The organism is Ruegeria sp. BE9, from assembly GCF_056538765.1.
In genome coordinates, this window is sequence record NZ_JBQFTS010000008.1 from 24,730 (window position 1) to 45,196 (window position 20,467).

Genomic DNA, 20,467 nt, shown 5'->3' on the forward strand with positions numbered 1-20,467 from the left:
GGCTGTCTCTGCGATATGCGCAGAACAGCCTGCAGGAGACTGACCATGTACGTAGCCACTCTGTTGACCAACCCAAACACGCCAAAGCTCGATGACGCTTTGGTTGGGGCGCTTTGCAATGCCTGGGGCGGGGAAGAGCCGGTCTGGCTGAGCGAGAACGAGGCGGCCGAATTCAGGTTCCCGGCTTTGTCCGACAATCAATGGAAGGTGTGGGCCGAACTTCAGCTTATGGAAGTGGATCTGATCGTTCAGCCCTTTGGGAAACGTCGCAAGCTGATGCTGTTGGCCGATATGGACAGCACCATGATCCTGCAGGAATGCATCGACGAATTGGCCGATGAGGCCGGCGTTGGCGAACGGGTCAAAGAGATCACTGCGAGGGCGATGAACGGCGAGCTGGATTTCGAAGGTGCTTTGATCGAACGGGTCGGGTTGCTGAAAGGGCTGGACGAGTCTGTGATCGACAAGGTGCTGGAAGAACGCATCACGCTGATGCCTGGTGGTGCGCAGTTGGTTGCAACCATGCGCATGAACGGGGGGTATGCGGCGCTGGTCTCGGGCGGGTTTACGGCTTTCACCTCCAAAGTGGCCGAGCAGCTGGGTTTTGATGAAAACCGTGCCAACACCTTGCTGGCCGAGAACGGCAAGCTGACCGGGGTCGTACAGCGCCCGATTTTGGGCAAGCAGGCCAAGGTGGACGCGTTGGAGCAGATCACCAAGCGGCTGGGCTTGTCCGAGGCTGACGTGCTGGCCGTCGGTGACGGTGCCAACGACTTGGGCATGTTGGGGCGGGCCGGAACCGGAGTGGCGCTACACGCTAAGCCCACGGTCGCACAGCAATGCGACGTACGGGTCAATTATGGGGATTTGACGGCGCTGCTGTACCTGCAGGGTTATTCCCGCGCGGCCTTTGCGGACATCTAATCAACTGGGTCTTCCCTTTATTTAACGAAAATGTTAAATAATGGTCATGAACACGCTTCTGACCGCATTCTCGGCTTTGTCCGATGCCACCCGATTCTCGATCGTCGAACAGTTGATGCAGGAGGGTGAGCTACCCGCCGGCGAACTGATCGAAGGGCGGGGCATGTCTGGTGCCGCAATCTCGCGCCACCTGAAAGTTCTGCGCGAGGCAGGATTGGTGCAGCAACGCGTACACGGCAGCCAGCGGATGTATTCCATTCAACCCGAAGGGCTGCGGGCGATTGCCGAGTGGACCATCTCGAAACGGGAGTTCTGGGAAGGCAGTCTCGACCGTTTGAACGATTTGATTGAAAGGGAAAATTCATGGCCGACCTGAAATTAGAGCGAGAGTTTACGACCACCCCGGAAAACCTGTTTGCCTGGGTCAGCGATGGCGCAAAACTGTTACAATGGTGGGGCCCTGAGGGGATGCATGTGCCCGAACACGATCTGGATTTCTCGCGCCTAGGGCCATGGTACTCGGTCATGCAGAACGCCGAGGGTCAGCGATATAAGGTTTCGGGCCAGGTTACTCATTTAAATCCGCCCAAGTCTGTGGGTTTCACTTGGGGTTGGCACGACGATCAGGATCAGCGTGGAGCTGAAAGCCATGTGACGCTGACTGTCGAGCCCACGGGTAACGGTGCGCGCCTGATCCTTGATCATCGCGAGTTGGGTGATGATGAAATTGCGGCGAACCACAACACCGGCTGGACCTCGTCGTTGCGCAAGCTCGCGGCGCAATTTCAATAAGTTTTCATAGTGGAGGAAGAAATGCCCCAATTTCTATTTATCTATCACGGCGGCCATACCCCAACCGATCCCGCCGAAATCGAAGCGACCATGGCCGCCTGGGGCGCTTGGTTTCAGAACATGGGCGATGCGTTGGATATCCCGGGTAACCCAGTGGGACAGTCCTATACCGTGAGCTCTGATGGCGTTGTGGACAACGGCGGCGCCAATCCAGCTTCGGGCTTTACCGTCATCAAGGCTAACGACATTGACGCCGCAACCGCGATGGCCAAGGGTTGTCCTATGGTTGTGAACGGGACAGGTTCGGTCGAAGTGGCCGAGGTGCATCCGATCGAAATGTGACCCTTAACCGGGGAAACCCGGCGAAGGGCGGATCACGCCGCATTCAATCCCGCGGCGGCTGTATTGAGTGGCGTTCATGAATTTGCGGGTGGCCGGGTGCTCGGCCTCCAGCACGCCAAGGTTGACCAAAATCGCCGCAATGGCGCATTCGCTGGCGCGGGTGGTGCCATCGGTGATCTTCAGTGCCACACCCATGCGGTTTTCCGGGATGATGGCGACGAATACGGCCTCGGCTCCGGTTTTAATCGCGGCGCGGCCATCCATAGCGCGCATTAGTTCGGTGCACGCGCGGCTTTCACCAGCTACCAGTTCAGGATGTTTGATCATCGCGGCGGTCAGTTGTTGCGCCGCGTCACTGGCCCGGTCCGACCGGTCGGCGGCCGAGGCAAACCACGCCATCGATCGAGCCAGACCCACCAGCGATGTTGCAAAGTTGGGGGCCGAGCAACCGTCGATCCCATAGGCTGGACTGGTCTCTCCGGTGGTTTCCTCAAGCGCGGATAGGCATGCTTGTTGTACAGGATGGTCGATCTCAAGGTATTCCGGTCCAGCGCCCATGTGCTGCGCCACAGTTAGAAACCCACAGTGCTTGCCGGAGCAATTGTTGTGAATTTGGCAGGGAGTATCATCTGCTAGAATCAGACCATCACGTGCGGCCATGTCCTGCGGCTCTTGCGGGCCACAGCGCAGATCATGCTCGGTCAGGCCCAGATGGTCCAACCAGGCCGAAACCCGATCCGTGTGAATATGCGCGCCGCTATGCGAAGCGCAGGCCAGTGCCAGATGTTCGGTGTTCAACCCGTATTTTGCAGCCGCGCCCGAAGTAACCAACGGCAATCCCTGAATCATCTTGGCAGAGGAACGAGGGTAGATTACCGCGTTCGGATCGCCCCAGCTTTGCACGATTTGCCCGCTATCATCGCATATCACCGCATGGCCCAAATGCAGGCTTTCCAGCAAAGGCCCACGCCAAAGTTCGGTCATTGGTACGGGTTGTGTCATCTGGACCTCCGATTTTATGCGCAAAATTCTGCCAATCGCCCTTTCGCCTGTGGCGAAACCTGCGTTAGTGTGTGTATGTCGACAATCATCGGAATACGCAACTTACAGACGAACCGGCAGAGTTCGCAGGCGCGTCCGATGGGTATGAGGTATTAGGTCGAGCTAGGAGGCTGGACAGATGGGATCGAAACTCGTCCGCGCAATTGCGGGCCTGTGCGTGGCAGGGATGGCCACAACTGCAACTGCTCAGCAGGCGACAAGCACCAATCGGGTGGCGGCGAAGACGGATTGGAGCGTTTTCGTTGAAGACGATCCTACCGAATGCTGGAGCGTCGCAACGCCAGATGAAACCGTGAACACACGCGGCGGTCGTGTCGTATCAGTACGACGCAGCGATATCCTGTTGTTTGTTGTTTTCAGACCCAGTGAAAACGTTGCTGGCCAGGTTTCCTTTACAGGCGGGTATCCGTTTGCGGCAGGCTCATCCGTCAATGTCCGGATCGACGATGAGGAATTTGAGTTCATCACCGATGGTGAATGGGCGTGGCCTGCAACGAAAGGGCAGGAGCCCAAAGTGATCGAGGCAATGAAAAAAGGCTCAGAAGCGGTTCTGACAGCACGGTCGGAACGGGGAACACAGACTAAAGATACGTTCTCGCTCTTGGGTTTCACTGCTGCCTTGGAAGACGCTGAGAAACGCTGCAACAAATAAGCCAAGCTGAGATTTCACGAAGCCCCGTCTTTTGGCGGGGTTTTTTTGTTGGTGAAGCAATTAACGGCTTTACGCAACGTCCCTTCTGGGACTTGATCCGTATCAAAGCGAGCTGGTCCTGAACTGAACTAATTAGTTCAAGAGTGAAGAAGGAGCTCGGACATGCTGAATAAAACTCTTGCCATATTGATGATAGCATCTGCTGCGCTGCTGAGCGCATGTGACAAGTCCACTGACACCTATCCTGTAACAGGCGAGCAGTGCGGCCCTGAAGATCCGGTAAAAACCCTGGACGCAGCGGACTGTGACATCCTGCCTGCGGCTGTTTAACCACACAGCCCGCCCGAGTTTTTGGGATAATTAAAGATTTATTCGGCCGCACTGGTTTGTCCCGTGCGGCCGAACTGCATTTTGGGGCCGCTTCGTGCTATGGTCGGGATCTGTAAAACACAATTTGCGAGATCACCTCATGCGCTATGTGCTACTGACCTTTCTGCTTTCTACCCCGGCTTTGGCGGACCCTACTTTGGAGTGTCCTGAGGCAGGCTCGCAGGTCGAAATCGGAACTTGTGTCGGGCTGATGGAAGAGCGGGTCAACACTGCACTTGAGGTCGCCTACGGAATCGCGACGGATTCCGCGAAAGAGCTTGATGAGGTAACGGGTCGCGTTGCTGCTGTGCCTGCCCTCGAGGCAGCGCAAAATGCGTGGTCTGGTTACAGAGACTCTCAGTGTGAAGCGGTCGGAGCATCGTTCGGGGGTGGCTCGGGCACGGGCATCGCGATTACATCCTGCAGGGTCGAACTGGGGCGAGCGCGTGTGGACGAGTTGCTGCGCTTTGCGAATTGATAGATACGATTCCTTTTGATCTTTGTGTTTCTTCCTATATAGAGGCGCATCCCAAGCCAGAATCCTTCGAGATACGCCCCAGAGAGAGCCAGAATGTCGCCCAAAGCGCCGATCACGCAAGATGTCATGACCATCCCCCGCAAGCTGCCCGAGGGGAAGATTAACCTTGTCGGACTGACCCGCGACCAACTGCGCGAGGTCCTGATCGAACATGGCACGCCGGAAAAGCAGGCCAAGATGCGCACCGGTCAGATTTGGCAGTGGATTTACCAATGGGGCGTGCGCGACTTTGCCGAGATGACGAATCTGGCCAAGGCCTACCGCGCGCAACTGGCCGATAATTTCGTTATCGAGATTCCCGAGGTTGTGACGCGTCAGGTTTCCGAGGACGGCACCCGCAAATACCTGTGCCGCATCGCAGGCGGCCATGAGGTTGAGGTTGTCTATATCCCCGAAGAGGATCGAGGCACGCTGTGCATTTCCTCTCAAGTCGGGTGCACGCTGACCTGTTCATTCTGCCACACCGGTACGCAAAAACTGGTGCGTAACCTGACCGCGGCGGAAATAGTTGGGCAGGTGATGATGGCGCGTGACGATCTTGAAGAGTGGCCGACACCCGGTGCGCCCAAGGACGAAACCCGTCTTCTGTCCAACATCGTTCTGATGGGAATGGGAGAGCCCCTTTATAACTTCGACAACGTCCGCGACGCGATGAAGATCGCCATGGACCCCGAAGGGATTTCCCTGTCGCGCCGTCGGATCACTCTTTCGACCTCGGGCGTGGTGCCAGAAATTGCGCGCACCGCCGAAGAGATTGGCTGCCTTTTGGCGATTTCCTTCCACGCCACCACGGACGAAACCCGCGATGTGCTGGTGCCAATCAACAAGCGTTGGAATATCGAAGAGCTGCTTCAAGCGTTGTCCAGCTATCCCAAAGCCTCGAATTCTGAGCGGATCACGTTTGAATACGTGATGCTGGACGGTGTGAATGACAGCGATGAGGACGCGCATCGCCTAATCGATCATATCAAGCGCCATAACATCCCGGCCAAGATCAACCTGATTCCGTTCAACGAATGGCCCGGCGCACCGTATAAGCGCAGCTCGAACAATCGTATTCGGGCCTTTGCGAATATCATCTATCAGGCCGGTTATGCCTCACCCATCCGTAAAACGCGCGGTGAGGACATCATGGCTGCCTGTGGTCAGCTGAAGTCAGCGACCGAGCGCGCCCGCAAGTCACGCAAGCAGATCGAGGCCGAAGCAGGGCTGCAAAGCTAACCTGTCTATTGTTTCGAATTGGCCGACAATAATTTAATTGCCGAGCCGCTGTTTTTGGCATGCAAAATTTGCTATGTTTGAGGCGTCAAGGCTGGTTCGGCGCATTTCACTCTTGCGCACAAGGCGGTGAAAGCCGTGTTCTGGCTGTGGCATGTTTGTTCAGTGTCGCTATCTTTTCCAAATACGAAATGCGGCGTTCAGGCGAACCTTATCAACCAGGTGGGCCATTTATATGTTGTTACGATTTACACGAGTTTTTTCGATCTCTTTTGCAGCGTTAGTGTTTTCAGGCATTTCCGCCACCAATGCCGTTGCGCAATCCAATGACGAGGATGCGCATTTGGCCATAGAGAATCCCGCGGAATTGACCAAGGATGAGGCGTCTCAAATCTATAAGTCCCTGCAGCGACGCATGGCGCGTGGCTATGACGCAGCGCAGCTGGATTTGCTGATGAACTATCAGAACTGGCCGCTTTTCAACGATGCGCCCTATATTTCGGCGACTCACGGTCAGCGCTTTGTAAACAGCTATGCCAATCGCATGGCGCATAACTATGGCACCTTGCAAGACGGGGAAAAGCTGCCCGTGGGCTCGGTGCTGGCCAAAGATAGTATGACGGTGACGGACGAGGGGAATGTCTATCCAGGCGCCCTGTTCGTAATGGAGAAGCTGCCCACTGACACCAGCCCTGACACCGCCGATTGGCGCTATATCATGGTAATGCCGGACGGATCACTGTTTGGCGACACGATGGGCGCACGCGCTAATGCGGTCAGCTACTGCCACGATTGCCACGAGGCTGTTGCGGATCGCGATTATACCTTCTTCGTTCCCGAAGAGTTCATTGCGGGCAACTGATCTACTTTCGCCCGAAACGAGCTGTTCCGATAACTTCGATCAGCGATTGACGCACCTGCTCCGGCTGCGCCTCGACCGCGTTCAGCACTTCGCGCAGTTCAGCGCGCAGGCCGTGCATCTGGTCGATCAATGAAATCATCATCGACAACGCATCTGGCTCCATCTCGTACTGATCATGTAGCTCGCAAGCCAGTTCCAGCCGTGCGACATCCAGATTGTGATAGACCAAGCCTTTGTCCGTTTGTTCCGGGATCACGATTTCGGCGGCCAAATACTCGGTCAGTCTGGTTGAAGTCAGGCGGGTAACGGTTGCGATCAGTTGCTCTTCGGTCAGGGTGCGTGTCATGACGGCATTCCTTTGCGCGGGTCATAGCGGTGGTCTTCGCGCCACGTCTCCATGAATTGCTTCAGTTCGTCGTCTATCTGGTCGGGCATCGTAACCGTTAGTTCGATCAGCTGATCACCGCGCTCGGTCGAGCCGCGCTTTTTCACTCCTTTACCGCGCAAGCGCAGGGTCTTACCGCTGCTGGTGCCCGCCGGGACACTGACGTTAACGCCTCCGTCGATGGTTGGGGCGGGAACCTTGCCGCCCAGTATGGCTTCATCAATCGTAATAGGCAGGGTGATGTGAATATTGTCGCCCTGACGGTCGAAAACCGGGTGTTTCGCGACCGATACCGTCACTAAGGCATCTCCCGGGGGGCCTTCGCCAAAGCCAGGGTCACCTTTGCCGCGCAGGCGGATGGTCTGGCCGTCGGTGATGCCAGCGGGAATTTTGACTTCGATCCGGTCGCCATCGGGCAGGGTCAGCTTTTGGCTGGCGCCAAACACAGCGTCCAAAAAACTGATCTGGAGGTTATAGGCCCGATTATGCCCCGGCGCGTGAAACTCATGCGTGCGCTGGCCATACCCGCCACGTCCGCGCATGAACTCTGCAAAAATGTCCGACATATCGTCCGGGTCGGCCTGACGTCCGCGATAGGGGTTTCCAGCTGCCTCGGCATAATCGCGATAATAGTGCTGTTGCGGGCGCTCCTGACCCGAAGCGTCTATTTCACCATTGTCGTAACGTGCGCGGGTTTCCGGATCTTTTAGCAGATCATAGGCTGCGGCTGCGGCTTTGAACTTGGCTTCGGCCTCGGCGTCGCCGGGCTTAAGGTCGGGGTGGCATTCCTTGGCGATCCGCCGATATGCCTTTTTGATCTCGGCGGCGCTTGCGTCTTTGTCGACACCAAGGACGGAATAGGGATCTTCGCTCATCTCACCTCTCGCGGGTCGGGCTGAACAGGATGGTTTTATCATGCGTTTTCAAAGGGCCGAAAGGAAGAGGCTTTTGAAACCGCTCGCAAATTCCCGAAGGTCTGTTAACATATGCATGTTTCGAACTGTTTTTTTGACGGAGTCCCCCATGACGCGCAGAATCAAGTCTATTCTGGCCCTTTTGGCCGGTAATGCCATCGGGTTGTTACTGGCGGCGCTGCTGTTGTCAGAGTTCGCGATCCGCCCGATCTCATTCATCGTGGTGGTGCTTGTCTTTACGCTGGTTCAGGTGATCGCCGAACCGCTGATCCTGAAGCTTGGGGAAAAGAAGGCGCCCGCACTGAAGGGCGGGATCGCTTTGATCGTGACTTTCGTGGGCTTGCTGGTGACTGATTTGGTGACCAACGGACTGACGATAGGGGGTATTTCCAACCTTCTGGCCGCAACGCTGCTGGTTTGGCTGGGCGCGCTGATCGGCAGCATCGTGCTGCCGATCTATGTGTTCACGGAACTGCGTGAACCTAAGAAGTAACTACAACGCGTGCAGGCTGGCCTCGATGGCCTGCCACAGTTCTTCTACCGGTTCGCATCCAACCGAAAGGCGAATAAAGGCGGGATCGACATCGTCCCCCCACCGTGCACGACGTTCGGCCGAGCTGTGGACGCCTCCAAAGGACGTTGCTGGGCGCAGCATTGGGCAAGCGTTGATAAAGGCCTCTGCCTTTTCCTCGCTAGGCAGCGTGATCGACAACAGGAACCCGAACCGGGCTGTCTGTGCCTTAGCCAGCGTGTGCGAGGGGTCGCCGGTCAGGCCGGGATAACGGATGTGTTGGACCGCCGTGTGATCCGCCAGACGCTCGGCCAGAACCTGCGCGGAAGAGCACATCCGGTCAAAACGCACGTCCAGTGTTTCCAATCCACGGTGTAACAACCAGGCCTCGTGCGGGCCGGGGATTGCGCCGGAAACCCGCCGCCATTCCTCGACCCTTTCCATGAACTGTGCGTTGCGACTGGCCACATGTCCCATCAGCAGGTCAGAGTGTCCACCCATGGCCTTGGTGTCCGACGCAACAACAACGTCAACGCCCAGATCCAAAGGCCGCTGTCCCAGTGGTGTCATTGTGGTGTTGTCAGCAATCGTGATGCCACCGGCAGCCCGCACGGCAGAAGCAATCGCAGGCAGGTCCATCATATCCAACCCGGGGTTCGACGGGCTTTCTACAAATACAACGTCGTACCCGTCAAAGCCGCCTTCTGCGAAAGCGGTCGTCGGGCGCTCAGTAACCGAGACACCCAACCCGGATAGAAATCGGGCGGCTAAAACCCGCGTTACGTAATACCCGTCCGAAGGGATCAACAGGCGCGAACCCGCTTTCAGTGAAGCAAACAAAGCAGCCGAAATTGCCCCCATGCCCGACGGGAAGGTCAGGCACGGTGCGTCCTCAAGATGGGCCAGAACGTGTTCGAGATGCTGCCATGTGGGGTTGTCGACGCGGCCATAGGTCGGCTGGCCATCCGGTGCACCCGGGAGGTGATACATGCTGCTTTGGGTCAAAGGCAGCGCGACTGGCTCACCTTTGTTCAGTGCGTTGCCGCGCAAGTGCAGCATGTCTCCGATCTTTGAGACCATGACTTAGCGCCCCGGAATTTCGTCGCGAGGCGGGGCGGGCTCCCAGTTCTCGATGATCTCGACCGCCTCTTGCGCGGTGTCGACGAAACGGAACAGATCCAGATCTTCGTCTGAAATGGTGCCCGCGTCGGCCAGTGCTTCCCAGTTGATTACCTTTTCCCAGAATTCGCGGCCAAACAGTAGGAACGGCACGCGCTCCATCCGACCTGTTTGGATCAGAGTAAGGGACTCAAAAAGCTCATCCATCGTGCCAAAGCCGCCGGGAAAGATGGTGATAGCGCGGGCGCGCATCAGGAAGTGCATCTTGCGGATAGCAAAATAATGAAAGTTGAAGCTGAGGTCCGGCGTCACATACAGGTTCGGGGCCTGTTCGTGCGGCAGCACGATGTTCAAACCGATCGAGCAGCCACCCGCGTCCTGAGCACCACGGTTTCCAGCCTCCATCACGCCGGGGCCGCCGCCTGTGACGATGACGTTTTCACGGCATCCGGTCTGGTTTGATTTCTCGGTCATCAGCCGAGCAAACTCCCGCGCTTCATCGTAATATTGCGACAGGTTGGCCAGGGTTTCGGTGCGGGCGGTGTGTTTCTGCGACGGTTCCGGAATACGCGCTCCGCCGAACATTACGATGGTCGAGGTGATCTCACGCTCGGTCATGATCATCTCAGGCTTCAGCAATTCCAGCTGGAGGCGCACAGGGCGCAGTTCATCCCGGCACAGGAAATCGTCGTCGGCAAAGGCAAGGCGATAGGCGGGTGAGCGCGTCTGCGGCGTGTCCGGCACTTCGCTCGCGGTCGAGCGGTCGGTCTGCGCGTCGCGGAAGGGGCTCAGGCGGTCTTCTCTCATTGGTGATAGTTCCCTGCTTGCGTGTTCTTCAAACAGCTATAGGGTTCGCGGGCAGAGCGCCAGTCACGGAAGAACAACAATGAATTGGAAGAACGAAATTTCAGCGGCCGCTGAACGGATTGCCGGATATGCGCAGGTGACGCCGGTTATGGAAAGCAAGGCCCTTGGGTTGGATTACCCTGTCGAGATGAAGTTGGAGCACTTGCAGCACACCGGCAGTTTCAAGGCACGTGGGGCGTTTAATACGCTGCTTAGCTCAGATGTGCCTGAGGCCGGCGTTGTGGCGGCATCCGGGGGTAATCATGGTGCGGCGGCGGCTTATGCTGCGCGATCGCTGGGCTATCCCGCAAAAATCTTTGTGCCGGAAATTGCCGGGCCGTCCAAAATCGCTCTGATCGAACAGACAGGCGCGGATCTGAGCGTTGTGTCCGGTGAATACGCAAATGCTCTGATGGGCGCGCAGGCCCACGAAGAGGCATCGGGCGCGATGCAGATCCACGCTTATGATGCGCCCGGCACCGTAGCGGGACAGGGTACTTGTTTTGCCGAATGGGAGGCGCAAGGTCTGCAGGCCGATACCATTCTGGTCGCCGTTGGTGGTGGCGGGCTGATCGCCGGGGCATTGGGTTGGTTCGACGGTGCGCGCAAGGTCGTGGCGGTTGAACCCACGACCTCGTGTGCACTCAACGCCGCGCTGACGGCAGGAGAACCCGTGGATGTCTTGGTCTCGGGTATCGCTGCCAACGCGCTGGGTGCACGGAGGATCGGATCGATCTGTTTCGACCTGGCACAGGGAATGACCTCGGTCCTGGTGAGTGATGAAGCCATCGCCGAGGCCCAGCAAATCCTGTGGCAAGCGCATCGGATTCTGGTGGAACCGGCGGGCGCAACGGCACTGGCTGCGCTGCTTTCAGGAGCGTACCAACCTGAGCCCGGCGAGCGGGTGGCAGTGCTAATCTGCGGCGGCAACATCTCTCCTGACCCTCTGGGCGCTTAAAACCACAGCAAACAGCCGCAAAGCGCGTGTCCAGCGTCGCATTGCGGCCAGTCCTTCGCTTGCGTATAGGCAACACCAACGCAAACAGATTCTGCAGGGAGCCGCCAAATGTCCAACGCGCAACTGGAAGTCGCCATCGAAGCCGCCTGGGAGGCGCGCGACACCATTACCCCCGCCACCACTGGCGAGACCCGTGAAGCGATCGAAGATACGCTAAACGCGCTGGACAGCGGTTCGCTGCGTGTGGCCGAAAAGCTTGAAAGCGGCGATTGGCATGTGAACCAGTGGGCCAAGAAAGCGGTTCTGCTGGGCTTTCGTATCAAGGATATGGAAATCCAGACCGGTGGTCCTCAAGCCGGTGGCTGGTGGGACAAGGTGGACAGCAAGTTCGCTGGGTGGGGTGAGAACCAGTGGCAGTCCGCCGGTTTCCGTGCCGTCCCGAACTGCGTCGTTCGCAAGTCGGCCTTTATCGCACCGGGCGTGGTGCTGATGCCGTCTTTCGTGAACCTGGGCGCCTATGTTGACGAAGGCACCATGGTTGACACATGGGCCACCGTCGGTTCCTGCGCGCAGATTGGTAAGAACGTGCACCTGTCTGGTGGCGTTGGTATTGGCGGTGTTCTGGAGCCGATGCAGGCTGGCCCAACCATCATCGAAGACAACTGCTTTATCGGTGCTCGTTCCGAGGTGGTCGAAGGCTGCATCGTCCGTGAAGGCTCGGTTCTGGGAATGGGCGTGTTCATCGGCAAGTCGACCAAGATCGTCGACCGCGAAACCGGCGAAGTCATGTATGGCGAAGTACCGCCTTATTCGGTGGTTGTTGCCGGTTCGATGCCGTCCAAGAACAATGTCAGCCTGTATTGCGCCGTCATCGTGAAGCGTGTGGACGAAAAGACCCGTTCAAAAACCGGGATCAACGAGCTGCTGCGCGATTAATTTCGAAACATAGTCGAATGAGGGCTGTAGCACTTTGCTGCAGCCCTTTTTTGTTATGCGGCTATCCTTTAATCGGATAGCGGTCCGGTTCCTCGAATACGTCGATAACCCGTGATCCAGCTTTTATCTTGCCACCATGTTCGACGCCGGACGGGATTGAGTAGCTGTCGCCCGGACGGTAGGTCTTGGTTTCGTCACCGATAGTCAGCTCAACCTCACCCTCAACCACCGTACCCCATTGGGCCTTGTGGGAATGCGGAGGCAGCTCAAAATCCTTTAGAAATGTGAAGAATGCGACCAACCCTGCATCTGAACGGATTACTGCAGTTTGCACCACATCCTCAGGGAATGGCACGTCGAGGCTTGGGAAATCCGTGATGAAATTTGGATACGTCATGAAACGGCCCTTTGCTGACTGAAACAGGTTTTCCCGGGCACTATGGACGCGCTGGTGACGTCCTGCAATTGCCTGCTGCTTGACCAAGGGCAGGCGCGCGGCTATGGCCCCCTGCATGGAAAAGCAAAAGAAACCCTCTCGTCAGCAAGTTTATACCCTTCTTGTGCAGATCGGCCGTAAGGAAGGCGACGGCCTGCCCGAAGGCGCGACCGGCGCAGCACTGATGTGTTTCGCCAGTGGGGTGGACGAGGCTGAGGCCGTGCGCGAAACCGTGGCGATCCTCAAACAGGCTGACACCGCGCCGCTGGATGTAACCGGCTATGGCACTTTGGCTGAGCGTGAGGCGCAGGGCCACGACATCGATCCGGACGAACGGGAACTGATGCAGCGGGCTTTGGATGAAAATGCGGTTATTGTGGCGCAGATGACGCCTTTTTTCGGAGATGAGGAACAGGTCTAGTTCCGAACGCCGAACCACTTGCGGTAAATCTCATCATAGGTGCCGTCTTCGCGAAGTGACAGCAGAGCTTGGTTCACCTCTTCAACAAGCGGCGAACCAGTTGGGAATGCGATCCCATAGTTTTCGCGAAGAAAGATGCCGCCAGTCATCGACGCTATTTTACGCCCCTCGTGCGAGGCAAAGTAGGACAGGATTGGCGCGTCGAATACGACGGCGTCGAGCTCATCATTGGTGAAGGCCGTCAGCAGGTCATCAAGCCCCGCAAACCCGGCGTACTCGATCTCGCGTCGGTTCAGAAAGCTGGCAGCGGTTGAATCCGTGATTGTACCGACCTGCTTGCCGTAAAGATCGTTAATCGAGTTCACGTTGCCGGTTATAGCATCCACTGTCATGACCGAAGTAATGCGGGCCGTGAAAACCGATACGATAAACAGCGATGAGATAACCAGTATAACGCCCAGCATACGGCCAAAGGGCGTTCGGGGCATCCGTTCCTCAAACCCGCCATTCACTACCAGATTGAGCGCCCACCAAAACGAAGGGAACCACGCCTCTTTGAGTTTCCTATCGAAATAGGGCTGCGAGCGGCGTTCAAAGCTCCACATCAGCATACCGCCACCTAACAAAATGGCGAAGGCCAGGCCGATGGCAATAAACAACTCGATCGACAGCAATGCCTGCAGCAGAGACGGACGGCGCGCGGCCTCAGATGGGACCATGATCTGCAAGCCGGCCTCAAAGATTGGTTGGCTAAAGTCCATCTGTGTTTCACGCGCGGCAGTTATTGAGATGTTGGCGATGGCCAAATCGGCGGAGCCGTCCTGGACTGCGCCCAGCATCTCTCCGAATGAGGAAACCCGATTGATTGAATAATCCCAGTTCAGAGATTGGGCGAGCGCCTCTAGCAAATCCATTGAAAAACCGGCCTGCGCCCCGTCTTCGACATAGGAAAACGGAGGTCGGGTCACCGTGTTGACCGTCAGCGTCTGCGCTTGGCTTTGCTGCGCGAAGACAGCGAAAGTCAGGCTAATCCATACAAAAAGGGCGCGTATCATCGGCAATTCACCTGCATCGCGGCCCTCTAACGCAGTTTTGAACGGCGCGGCAAGGTGGTCGCGAGGTAAATCCCAATGATTTATTGGCGCTGCAATTACTGACATCCGGAAAAAACCATCCGAATTTTGGTGCGCGGGGGTTGGCAATCCGCACAATTCGTTGAATCTGTGCGCGATCCAGCGTGCAGATGAACCAGAGAGGCTATGACATGACAGATCCGGTACAATTGACAGCAGACCTGATCCGTTGCCCTTCTGTCACACCCGAAGAGGGGGGCGCCTTGGTTCTTTTGGATAAACTGCTGTCCGATGCGGGTTTCGACTGCGCCCGTGTGGATCGTGGGGGCATCAGCAATCTATTTGCGCGTTGGGGTAAAAAGGGTCATCCGCGCAGCTTTGGTTTTAACGGGCACACCGATGTTGTGCCGGTTGGCGACGAGGCTGCTTGGACCATGCCTCCGTTCGGGGCAGAAGTCCGAGATGGCGTGATGTTCGGGCGCGGAACCACTGACATGAAGTCGGGCGTGGCGGCCTTCGCGGCGGCGGCAGTTGATTTTGTACGGGACACACCGCCCGATGGCGCGGTTATCCTGACCATTACCGGTGACGAAGAAGCGGATGCGCTGCACGGTACTACAGCGTTGTTGGACTATATGGCCGAGGCGGATGAGAAAATGTCTGTCTGCCTCGTGGGTGAACCGACCTGCCCGAACACGATGGGGGAGATGATGAAGATCGGTCGCCGAGGTTCGATGACCGCATGGTTCACGGTCACCGGCGTACAGGGTCATTCTGCCTATCCGCATCGGGCGAAGAACCCGCTGCCTGCGATGGCGCGTCTGATAGATCGTTTGGCCAGTCATGAACTGGATCAGGGCACCGACCATTTCGACGCCTCGACGCTTGCTGTGGTGAATATCGACACGGGTAACCAGGCCACCAATGTAATCCCTGCGCAATGTCGCGGGGCGGTGAACATCCGCTTTAACGACCGGCACTCGGGCGCTAGCCTGAGCGAATGGTTGAAGACCGAGGCCCAAGCAGTGGCCAAGGCGTTTGACGTCGAGATGGATGTCCGGATCAAAATCTCGGGTGAAAGTTTTTTGACCCCGCCGGGCCCATTATCCGATCTGGTAGCGCAGGCGGTTGAGGCGGAAACTGGCGTGCGGCCCGAGATGTCGACCACAGGCGGCACTTCGGATGCACGGTTTGTGAAGAACCATTGCCCGGTGGTCGAATTCGGTCTGGTGGGCCGGACGATGCATCAGGTGGACGAATGTGTCGAGGTTGCGCAGATCGTCCAGCTCAAGGCGATCTACACACGTATCCTGAGGGACTATTTCGCCTAAGCCATGCAGCGCACTCTGGTCATCATGGTCAAAGAACCACGCCCGGGGCGGGTAAAGACCCGTTTGGGTCGCGACATCGGCATGGTCGGCGCCGCTTGGTGGTTCCGCCGCCAGACCCGATCTCTGATCCGTCGCCTGCGCGATCCACGCTGGCAGATCGTACTTGCGGTTTCTCCGGATCGTGAGGGGCTGACAAGCCGCATCTGGCCGAGTGACCTGCCTCGGGCGGCACAGGGGCAGGGCGATCTTGGCGATCGTATGGGGCGGATGCTGCGCGGAATGCCCAAAGGGCCAGTGTGCCTGATTGGAGCGGACATTCCCGGTATCACGCGAGGCCACATTGCGCAGGCGTTTGAGGCGCTGGGTAGGGACCAAATGGTGTTTGGCCCTGCGCCGGATGGCGGCTATTGGCTGGTCGGTGCGCAAAGATACAGGGCGGTGCCATCGGGGCTGTTCTGCAATGTGCGCTGGTCGACCGAGCATGCGCTGGCCGACACGTTGGAGACGATCCCCGGAGCGCGCGTGGCGCTATTGGATCAGTTGCGAGATGTCGACACGGTTGCAGATCTGACGGCCTGATCCTTTTTAGTCATGACGCCGTCGCACCACCGTGCTACGCCAAAACCATGACTCGCATCCCCACCAAGCAAGAGGTCCTCGATTGGATCTCGGCGAACCCCACCCTGACCTCGAAACGCGATATCGCCAAAGCCTTTGGCATCAAGGGCGCGGATCGGATTGATCTGAAACGTATCCTCAAAGAGCTTGAGGCCGAAGGGCATCTGGAAAAGCGCAAGCGCAGCTATCGCGACCCGGATCGTCTGCCGCCGGTCAGTGTGTTGCAGGTTAAGGCTCCGAACGCGGATGGCGACCTGTTTGCGCGCCCGTTGGAATGGCATGGAGAGGGCATTGAGCCCATCGTCTTGATTGTCGCCCGTGCAAGCGATCCCGCGCTGGGCGAAGGCGATCGCATTCTGGCCCGCCTGACCGTGGTGCATGAAGAAGACCACAACTACGAAGCCCGGTTGATCCGCCGCATCGGGACTAACCCGAAAAAAATCGTGGGTATCTTCCGCAAAGGGGCCGAGGGTGGGCGGATTGTGCCCATCGACAAAACCGGACAGACCGAGTGGCTGGTCAATGACGGTGCTGTTCTGGGTGCTAAGGATGGTGAGTTGGTCGAGGCCGAACAGGCTGGTCCCAAGAACCGTATGGGTCTGCCCCGAGCGCGGATTGTTGAGCGCTTGGGTGATCCGTCTGCGCCCAAAGCTGTATCTCTGATCGCTATCCATCAACACGGTATTCCCGACGACTTCCCCGACAAGGTTATTGCCGAGGCCGATAAGGCCAAACCCATTGGCCTGAAAGGGCGCGAAGACCTGCGGGATATGCCGCTGTTGACTATCGACCCTTCGGACGCGCGCGACCACGATGACGCCTGTTATGCTCATGCCGATGAGGATCCCAAAAACCCCGGCGGCCATGTGATCTGGGTCGCGATTGCCGACGTTGCCGCCTATGTGCAGCCCGGCACCGCGTTAGATCGCGAGGCGCGTAAGCGCGGCAACTCCAGCTATTTCCCGGATCGTGTCGTACCGATGCTGCCGGATCGTTTGTCCGGCGATCTGTGCTCGCTGCACGAAGGTGTTCCGCGCGCCTGTATCGCGGTGCGGATGCAGATCGACGCCGACGGCAACAAGATCGGCCACCGTTTCGTGCGCGGCCTGATGCGCTCTGCTGCTTCTCTGCACTACGCTGAGGTGCAGGAGGCGATCGACGGCAGTCCCAATGACCGCACAGGGCCTTTGTTAGAGACCGTCTTGAAGCCACTCTATGCAGCTTACGACGCGTTGAAAAAAGCGCGGGCCGTGCGGCAGCCGTTGGAATTGGACTTGCCGGAACGCAAGATCGTCCTGTCCGACACAGGCGAAGTGACCAGCGTCGCCTTCCGTGATCGACTGGATGCGCATAAGCTGATCGAGGAATTCATGATCCTCGCCAATGTCGCTGCCGCCGAGACCCTGATCGCCAAACGCCGCCCGCTGTTGTTCCGTGTTCACGAAGAACCCGCGCCCGAAAAGCTGGAAAGCCTGCGAGAAACCGCTCAAGCTGCGGGTCTGAACCTCGCCAAAGGGCAGGTTCTGCAAACCCGCCACCTGAATGCGCTGTTGAACGCCGCGGCGGGGACCGAGGATGCGGAACTGATCAACCTGACGACCCTGCGGTCGATGGCGCAAGCCTATTACAACCCAGAGAACTTTGGTCATTTCGGACTGGCGCTACGGAATTATGCGCATTTCACCTCGCCTATCCGGCGCTATGCGGACCTGATCGTGCATCGCTCGCTAATCTCAGCCCATGGTTGGGGAAAGGACGGTCTGACCGAGGATGAGATCGCCCGGTTGGACGAAACGGCGACCCATATCTCGGACACCGAGCGCCGCTCGATGATGGCGGAACGCGATACGACCGACCGCTATCTTGCCGCCTATCTCAGTGAGCGTGTGGGCAATGAATTCGCTGGTCGCATAAGCGGCATTGCCCGGTTTGGCGCCTTCGTGAAGATGGACGAAACCGGTGCAGACGGGCTGGTGCCGGTACGCTCGCTGGGCCGCGAATTCTTCCATTTCGACCGTGAGGCCGGAACTCTGATGGGCTCCGATACTGGTTTGATCATTGCTATCGGCCAGCGGGTGACTGTGCGTCTGACCGAAGCCACACCCGTGACGGGTGGGTTGGAGTTGGAATTGCTGTCCATAGACGATCAGGCTTTGCCCCGAGGGCGCAGTTCGAAAGGGCGGCCAACGCGGCGCAAGGCGGTCAGCACTAAGCGCAAGAAGGACAAGATCAAGCGCAAGGTCGAACGTAAACGCCGTCAGAGGTGATAGGTTAGCGCCCGTGCGATGAGCCAGCCATGGCGTGTCGGATCGATCTGATCCGGGCTATCGAACAGAATGGCCCGGTTTCCGTCGATCCGATCCTCGCCCGGGAAGGCCGAGGTGAAATCGACCATCAATCGGCTCTGACAATGCACGAACAAGGCAAATTGCGCCGATTTGTGTCCGCCCAGCCGGATCGTTGACCCTTTGGGCGCCAGATAGGCGGGCTGACCCCAACGCAGCGCCTCTTGCAGGGGGTGAGCCTGGGGCAAGGTCTCGGCGGTTTCAAAGATCAGTTCGCGCAAGCTGAGTGCTCCTGCGCGAGTTTCACGAGGAAGCTTCTCAAACGCGGAGGATACTTTGGGGTCGTCAAAAGGTCTCATACAATTGGTATCGCCTGTGTAACACGGTCCGCATAACTACTTAGCAGGGTATCTTCTTTGATGCGTCGGGTCAGCGGTGTTTCTGCGGGGGTGGCGCGCATTGCAGCTAACATGGGTCCGACGCTCATGTCCGCCGATGTTGGTTCATTTCCCAACAAGAACGGCGATTGCCAAAGATACGCCGAGATAGCTTCGAGATCCCGCTCAATCCGTTCCATGCGTTCACTTTCCGAGAACCGCGAGACCCCTTGAAACTGCAAGCCTTTGACGACGTTCTTGCGAATGGCGTTTGTGACCGGCTTGCGCAGTAGGCTTGGTATTCCTGCAAAATAGGTATCGCGCAGGATTGGCCAAACCGCGTCGTTGGCCCAACGATCATGAACGATTTGAAAGTACAGATGATCCTCGGCCAATCGGATCAGTGCGCGGGACTGGGCCTTGCGAATGTCGCTGAGGCCTTTATCAAACTCAGCTCCATTTGCTTCTAACCAATGCCGAATTTGATCACTGTCCGGCACGAGGCGATCCGGCGTACGCAGTACTGGCAGTTTCTGATGCGGCATCTTTCGGGGGTCGATAATATCTGAGCGCCGCCAAGGCTGACCGGAGTGTTGCAGCATAAGGGCGGTCTTCACGCAGAACGGGCTGGCGCTGAATTCGCCAAAGGCAGAGGGGAAAGTTAAAAGGGTCAGCATCGTCGGCTCCTAGATCGGGATGACGGATGAATACAGACCCATGATGACAGAAACTGTCATTAGGTTTAGGGTAGTCTGCACTATGTCCCGTACCGCCCGATTGTTCCAACTTATGCAAGCCTTGCGCTCTGGCACATCGCCGAAAACTTCGGGTCAGTTGGCGCAGGATTTGGGTGTTTCGCCTCGAACAGTGCACCGCGATATCGATGCCTTGCGAGGGCTTGGTGCAGTGATCGACGGTGAGGCTGGTTTCGGTTTTACCTTGATCGAAGACGCGACGCTGCCGCCGTTGGGCTTTACCGATGACGAGCTTGAGGCGCTGGTGTTGGGACTGCGCGAAGTGCAATCAATCGGAGACCCTGGGTTGTCCGATGCGGCCACCGCGGCGCTTCGTAAACTGCAGGGGCGCTTACCCCCGCGCCAGTCTCATCGTCTCAGCCATGCGGTGCTGGCCGCCACACGGTTTGATCGCCCTGCGAAACCGACCATTGATGTGGGTGACTTGCGTCGGGCCACGTGGGAAGAACGTGCGGTGGAGTTTGCCTATACCGACGAGAAAGGTTGCCAAACGCAGCGTCGGGTTAACCCGCTGAGTATTGTCTACATGGACCGGTCCACTGTCTTGATTGCTTGGTGTCACCTGAGGCAGGATTTCCGGTTTTTCAGACTGGACCGAATGCGGAAAATGTCTGTTACGGATCATGGATTTAGACCAAACCGCATCCCGCTTTTGCGCGAGGCTCTGTCGCGTATACAGGCCGAGCGAGAGGCAAATGATTGCTGCCCGCCAAGTTGAGCACTTTGTGAAATAGCGATTTTGC

Annotated in this window: 26 protein-coding genes; 17 read left to right on the top strand and 9 right to left on the bottom strand. The window is 57.6% G+C overall.

Going from position 1 to position 20,467, the window contains the following annotated elements; all coding sequences use genetic code 11:
- The first annotated feature begins 45 nt into the window (after positions 1 to 45).
- Genes serB through ACR0EO_RS18375 form a run of 4 tightly spaced genes read left to right on the top strand, consistent with a single transcriptional unit; the run spans position 46 to position 2,058 of the window.
- Entirely contained in the window at positions 46 to 924 is an 879-nt protein-coding gene (serB, locus tag ACR0EO_RS18360; protein ID WP_480692265.1) for a phosphoserine phosphatase SerB, read from the top strand.
- A 46-nt stretch (positions 925 to 970) separates the two neighbouring features.
- Positions 971 to 1,300: an ArsR/SmtB family transcription factor gene (locus ACR0EO_RS18365; RefSeq protein ID WP_480692266.1), complete on the top strand. Its 330-nt coding sequence runs from the start codon at positions 971 to 973 to the stop codon at positions 1,298 to 1,300.
- Entirely contained in the window at positions 1,288 to 1,716 is a 429-nt protein-coding gene (locus tag ACR0EO_RS18370; protein WP_480692267.1) for an SRPBCC family protein, read from the top strand. Before ACR0EO_RS18365 ends, ACR0EO_RS18370 begins: the two co-directional genes overlap by 13 nt.
- 21 nt (positions 1,717 to 1,737) lie before the next feature.
- Positions 1,738 to 2,058 (top strand): YciI family protein, encoded by a 321-nt coding sequence (locus tag ACR0EO_RS18375; protein ID WP_480692268.1) that lies wholly within the window; start codon positions 1,738 to 1,740, stop codon positions 2,056 to 2,058.
- 3 nt (positions 2,059 to 2,061) lie between these two features.
- Here ACR0EO_RS18375 and ACR0EO_RS18380 read toward each other — a convergent pair whose 3' ends face one another.
- Positions 2,062 to 3,060, bottom strand: coding sequence for an asparaginase (locus ACR0EO_RS18380; RefSeq protein WP_480692269.1), 999 nt, complete (start codon positions 3,058 to 3,060; stop codon positions 2,062 to 2,064).
- Between the two features lie 178 nt (positions 3,061 to 3,238).
- Here ACR0EO_RS18380 and ACR0EO_RS18385 point away from each other — a divergent pair, with 178 nt between their 5' ends.
- From ACR0EO_RS18385 to ACR0EO_RS18405, 5 genes are all read left to right on the top strand, one after another.
- On the top strand, positions 3,239 to 3,772 hold the full coding sequence (locus ACR0EO_RS18385; protein WP_480692270.1) for an invasion associated locus B family protein: 534 nt from the start codon (positions 3,239 to 3,241) through the stop codon (positions 3,770 to 3,772).
- A 162-nt stretch (positions 3,773 to 3,934) separates the two neighbouring features.
- Entirely contained in the window at positions 3,935 to 4,102 is a 168-nt protein-coding gene (locus ACR0EO_RS18390) for a hypothetical protein (protein WP_480692271.1), read from the top strand.
- Positions 4,103 to 4,241: 139 nt separating this feature from the next.
- Positions 4,242 to 4,619: a lysozyme inhibitor LprI family protein gene (locus ACR0EO_RS18395; RefSeq protein ID WP_480692272.1), complete on the top strand. Its 378-nt coding sequence runs from the start codon at positions 4,242 to 4,244 to the stop codon at positions 4,617 to 4,619.
- 93 nt (positions 4,620 to 4,712) lie between these two features.
- Positions 4,713 to 5,900, top strand: a complete 1,188-nt coding sequence (rlmN, locus tag ACR0EO_RS18400; protein ID WP_480692273.1) for a dual-specificity RNA methyltransferase RlmN — start codon at positions 4,713 to 4,715, stop codon at positions 5,898 to 5,900.
- Positions 5,901 to 6,132: 232 nt separating this feature from the next.
- Complete coding sequence (locus ACR0EO_RS18405; RefSeq protein ID WP_480692274.1) at positions 6,133 to 6,759, top strand: cytochrome P460 family protein; 627 nt, start codon at positions 6,133 to 6,135, stop codon at positions 6,757 to 6,759.
- Between the two features lies 1 nt (position 6,760).
- Here the strand turns inward: ACR0EO_RS18405 and ACR0EO_RS18410 are convergent, their stop codons facing one another.
- Together ACR0EO_RS18410 and ACR0EO_RS18415 are read right to left on the bottom strand one after the other, a co-directional pair.
- A complete protein-coding gene (locus ACR0EO_RS18410; RefSeq protein ID WP_480692275.1) occupies positions 6,761 to 7,105 on the bottom strand; it encodes a hypothetical protein in 345 nt (114 codons plus the stop codon).
- Positions 7,102 to 8,019 (bottom strand): DnaJ C-terminal domain-containing protein, encoded by a 918-nt coding sequence (locus ACR0EO_RS18415; RefSeq protein WP_480692276.1) that lies wholly within the window; start codon positions 8,017 to 8,019, stop codon positions 7,102 to 7,104. The genes ACR0EO_RS18410 and ACR0EO_RS18415 overlap by 4 nt, the downstream gene beginning before the upstream one ends.
- Positions 8,020 to 8,167: 148 nt before the next feature.
- On the opposite strand from ACR0EO_RS18415, the gene ACR0EO_RS18420 reads away from it, so the two are divergent.
- The gene (locus ACR0EO_RS18420) at positions 8,168 to 8,551 is read left to right on the top strand and encodes a hypothetical protein (protein WP_480692277.1); all 384 of its coding nucleotides are present in this window, start codon (positions 8,168 to 8,170) and stop codon (positions 8,549 to 8,551) included.
- Here the strand turns inward: ACR0EO_RS18420 and ACR0EO_RS18425 are convergent, their stop codons facing one another.
- The gene (locus ACR0EO_RS18425) at positions 8,552 to 9,649 is read right to left on the bottom strand and encodes a cystathionine gamma-lyase (RefSeq protein WP_480692278.1); all 1,098 of its coding nucleotides are present in this window, start codon (positions 9,647 to 9,649) and stop codon (positions 8,552 to 8,554) included.
- 3 nt (positions 9,650 to 9,652) lie between these two features.
- A complete protein-coding gene (locus ACR0EO_RS18430) occupies positions 9,653 to 10,495 on the bottom strand; it encodes an LOG family protein (RefSeq protein WP_480692279.1) in 843 nt (280 codons plus the stop codon).
- 79 nt (positions 10,496 to 10,574) lie between these two features.
- On the opposite strand from ACR0EO_RS18430, the gene ACR0EO_RS18435 reads away from it, so the two are divergent.
- Together ACR0EO_RS18435 and dapD are read left to right on the top strand one after the other, a co-directional pair.
- Entirely contained in the window at positions 10,575 to 11,492 is a 918-nt protein-coding gene (locus tag ACR0EO_RS18435) for a threonine/serine dehydratase (RefSeq protein WP_480692280.1), read from the top strand.
- Between the two features lie 108 nt (positions 11,493 to 11,600).
- Positions 11,601 to 12,428, top strand: a complete 828-nt coding sequence (gene dapD / locus ACR0EO_RS18440) for a 2,3,4,5-tetrahydropyridine-2,6-dicarboxylate N-succinyltransferase (RefSeq protein WP_480692281.1) — start codon at positions 11,601 to 11,603, stop codon at positions 12,426 to 12,428.
- A 61-nt stretch (positions 12,429 to 12,489) separates the two neighbouring features.
- Here dapD and ACR0EO_RS18445 read toward each other — a convergent pair whose 3' ends face one another.
- On the bottom strand, positions 12,490 to 12,825 hold the full coding sequence (locus ACR0EO_RS18445) for a cupin domain-containing protein (RefSeq protein WP_480692282.1): 336 nt from the start codon (positions 12,823 to 12,825) through the stop codon (positions 12,490 to 12,492).
- 115 nt (positions 12,826 to 12,940) lie between these two features.
- Between ACR0EO_RS18445 and ACR0EO_RS18450 the strand changes: the two genes are divergently transcribed.
- A complete protein-coding gene (locus tag ACR0EO_RS18450) occupies positions 12,941 to 13,285 on the top strand; it encodes a hypothetical protein (protein ID WP_480692283.1) in 345 nt (114 codons plus the stop codon).
- Here ACR0EO_RS18450 and ACR0EO_RS18455 read toward each other — a convergent pair.
- A complete protein-coding gene (locus ACR0EO_RS18455) occupies positions 13,282 to 14,340 on the bottom strand; it encodes a transporter substrate-binding domain-containing protein (protein ID WP_480692284.1) in 1,059 nt (352 codons plus the stop codon). The two genes, ACR0EO_RS18450 and ACR0EO_RS18455, sit on opposite strands and share 4 nt — an antisense overlap.
- Positions 14,341 to 14,549: 209 nt before the next feature.
- Here ACR0EO_RS18455 and dapE point away from each other — a divergent pair, with 209 nt between their 5' ends.
- From dapE to rnr, 3 genes are read left to right on the top strand one after another with little or no spacing between them, the layout of a single operon-like run.
- On the top strand, positions 14,550 to 15,689 hold the full coding sequence (dapE, locus tag ACR0EO_RS18460; protein ID WP_480692285.1) for a succinyl-diaminopimelate desuccinylase: 1,140 nt from the start codon (positions 14,550 to 14,552) through the stop codon (positions 15,687 to 15,689).
- A 3-nt stretch (positions 15,690 to 15,692) separates the two neighbouring features.
- On the top strand, positions 15,693 to 16,268 hold the full coding sequence (locus ACR0EO_RS18465; RefSeq protein ID WP_480692286.1) for a TIGR04282 family arsenosugar biosynthesis glycosyltransferase: 576 nt from the start codon (positions 15,693 to 15,695) through the stop codon (positions 16,266 to 16,268).
- Between the two features lie 47 nt (positions 16,269 to 16,315).
- A complete protein-coding gene (rnr, locus tag ACR0EO_RS18470) occupies positions 16,316 to 18,574 on the top strand; it encodes a ribonuclease R (protein WP_480692287.1) in 2,259 nt (752 codons plus the stop codon).
- Here the strand turns inward: rnr and ACR0EO_RS18475 are convergent.
- Positions 18,565 to 18,951: a DUF1801 domain-containing protein gene (locus ACR0EO_RS18475; protein WP_480692288.1), complete on the bottom strand. Its 387-nt coding sequence runs from the start codon at positions 18,949 to 18,951 to the stop codon at positions 18,565 to 18,567. The two genes, rnr and ACR0EO_RS18475, sit on opposite strands and share 10 nt — an antisense overlap.
- Entirely contained in the window at positions 18,948 to 19,646 is a 699-nt protein-coding gene (locus ACR0EO_RS18480; protein WP_480692289.1) for a glutathione S-transferase family protein, read from the bottom strand. The genes ACR0EO_RS18475 and ACR0EO_RS18480 overlap by 4 nt, the downstream gene beginning before the upstream one ends.
- Positions 19,647 to 19,728: 82 nt before the next feature.
- Between ACR0EO_RS18480 and ACR0EO_RS18485 the strand changes: the two genes are divergently transcribed.
- A complete protein-coding gene (locus ACR0EO_RS18485; protein ID WP_480692290.1) occupies positions 19,729 to 20,442 on the top strand; it encodes a helix-turn-helix transcriptional regulator in 714 nt (237 codons plus the stop codon).
- Positions 20,443 to 20,467 lie beyond the last annotated feature (25 nt).

Coding starts and splice junctions, on each gene's coding strand:
- ACR0EO_RS18390 (WP_480692271.1), top strand. CDS start 3,935: ATGCTGAATAAAACTCTTGCCATATTGATGATAGCATCTGCTGCGCTG.
- ACR0EO_RS18365 (WP_480692266.1), top strand. CDS start 971: ATGAACACGCTTCTGACCGCATTCTCGGCTTTGTCCGATGCCACCCGA.
- ACR0EO_RS18395 (WP_480692272.1), top strand. CDS start 4,242: ATGCGCTATGTGCTACTGACCTTTCTGCTTTCTACCCCGGCTTTGGCG.
- rnr (WP_480692287.1), top strand. CDS start 16,316: ATGACTCGCATCCCCACCAAGCAAGAGGTCCTCGATTGGATCTCGGCG.
- ACR0EO_RS18415 (WP_480692276.1), bottom strand. CDS start 8,019: ATGAGCGAAGATCCCTATTCCGTCCTTGGTGTCGACAAAGACGCAAGC.
- ACR0EO_RS18410 (WP_480692275.1), bottom strand. CDS start 7,105: ATGACACGCACCCTGACCGAAGAGCAACTGATCGCAACCGTTACCCGC.
- ACR0EO_RS18455 (WP_480692284.1), bottom strand. CDS start 14,340: ATGATACGCGCCCTTTTTGTATGGATTAGCCTGACTTTCGCTGTCTTC.
- ACR0EO_RS18380 (WP_480692269.1), bottom strand. CDS start 3,060: ATGACACAACCCGTACCAATGACCGAACTTTGGCGTGGGCCTTTGCTG.
- ACR0EO_RS18375 (WP_480692268.1), top strand. CDS start 1,738: ATGCCCCAATTTCTATTTATCTATCACGGCGGCCATACCCCAACCGAT.
- ACR0EO_RS18385 (WP_480692270.1), top strand. CDS start 3,239: ATGGGATCGAAACTCGTCCGCGCAATTGCGGGCCTGTGCGTGGCAGGG.
- ACR0EO_RS18475 (WP_480692288.1), bottom strand. CDS start 18,951: ATGAGACCTTTTGACGACCCCAAAGTATCCTCCGCGTTTGAGAAGCTT.
- dapD (WP_480692281.1), top strand. CDS start 11,601: ATGTCCAACGCGCAACTGGAAGTCGCCATCGAAGCCGCCTGGGAGGCG.
- serB (WP_480692265.1), top strand. CDS start 46: ATGTACGTAGCCACTCTGTTGACCAACCCAAACACGCCAAAGCTCGAT.
- ACR0EO_RS18485 (WP_480692290.1), top strand. CDS start 19,729: ATGTCCCGTACCGCCCGATTGTTCCAACTTATGCAAGCCTTGCGCTCT.
- rlmN (WP_480692273.1), top strand. CDS start 4,713: ATGTCGCCCAAAGCGCCGATCACGCAAGATGTCATGACCATCCCCCGC.
- ACR0EO_RS18450 (WP_480692283.1), top strand. CDS start 12,941: ATGGAAAAGCAAAAGAAACCCTCTCGTCAGCAAGTTTATACCCTTCTT.
- ACR0EO_RS18430 (WP_480692279.1), bottom strand. CDS start 10,495: ATGAGAGAAGACCGCCTGAGCCCCTTCCGCGACGCGCAGACCGACCGC.
- ACR0EO_RS18465 (WP_480692286.1), top strand. CDS start 15,693: ATGCAGCGCACTCTGGTCATCATGGTCAAAGAACCACGCCCGGGGCGG.
- ACR0EO_RS18480 (WP_480692289.1), bottom strand. CDS start 19,646: ATGCTGACCCTTTTAACTTTCCCCTCTGCCTTTGGCGAATTCAGCGCC.
- ACR0EO_RS18425 (WP_480692278.1), bottom strand. CDS start 9,649: ATGGTCTCAAAGATCGGAGACATGCTGCACTTGCGCGGCAACGCACTG.
- ACR0EO_RS18405 (WP_480692274.1), top strand. CDS start 6,133: ATGTTGTTACGATTTACACGAGTTTTTTCGATCTCTTTTGCAGCGTTA.
- ACR0EO_RS18420 (WP_480692277.1), top strand. CDS start 8,168: ATGACGCGCAGAATCAAGTCTATTCTGGCCCTTTTGGCCGGTAATGCC.
- ACR0EO_RS18370 (WP_480692267.1), top strand. CDS start 1,288: ATGGCCGACCTGAAATTAGAGCGAGAGTTTACGACCACCCCGGAAAAC.
- ACR0EO_RS18435 (WP_480692280.1), top strand. CDS start 10,575: ATGAATTGGAAGAACGAAATTTCAGCGGCCGCTGAACGGATTGCCGGA.
- dapE (WP_480692285.1), top strand. CDS start 14,550: ATGACAGATCCGGTACAATTGACAGCAGACCTGATCCGTTGCCCTTCT.
- ACR0EO_RS18445 (WP_480692282.1), bottom strand. CDS start 12,825: ATGACGTATCCAAATTTCATCACGGATTTCCCAAGCCTCGACGTGCCA.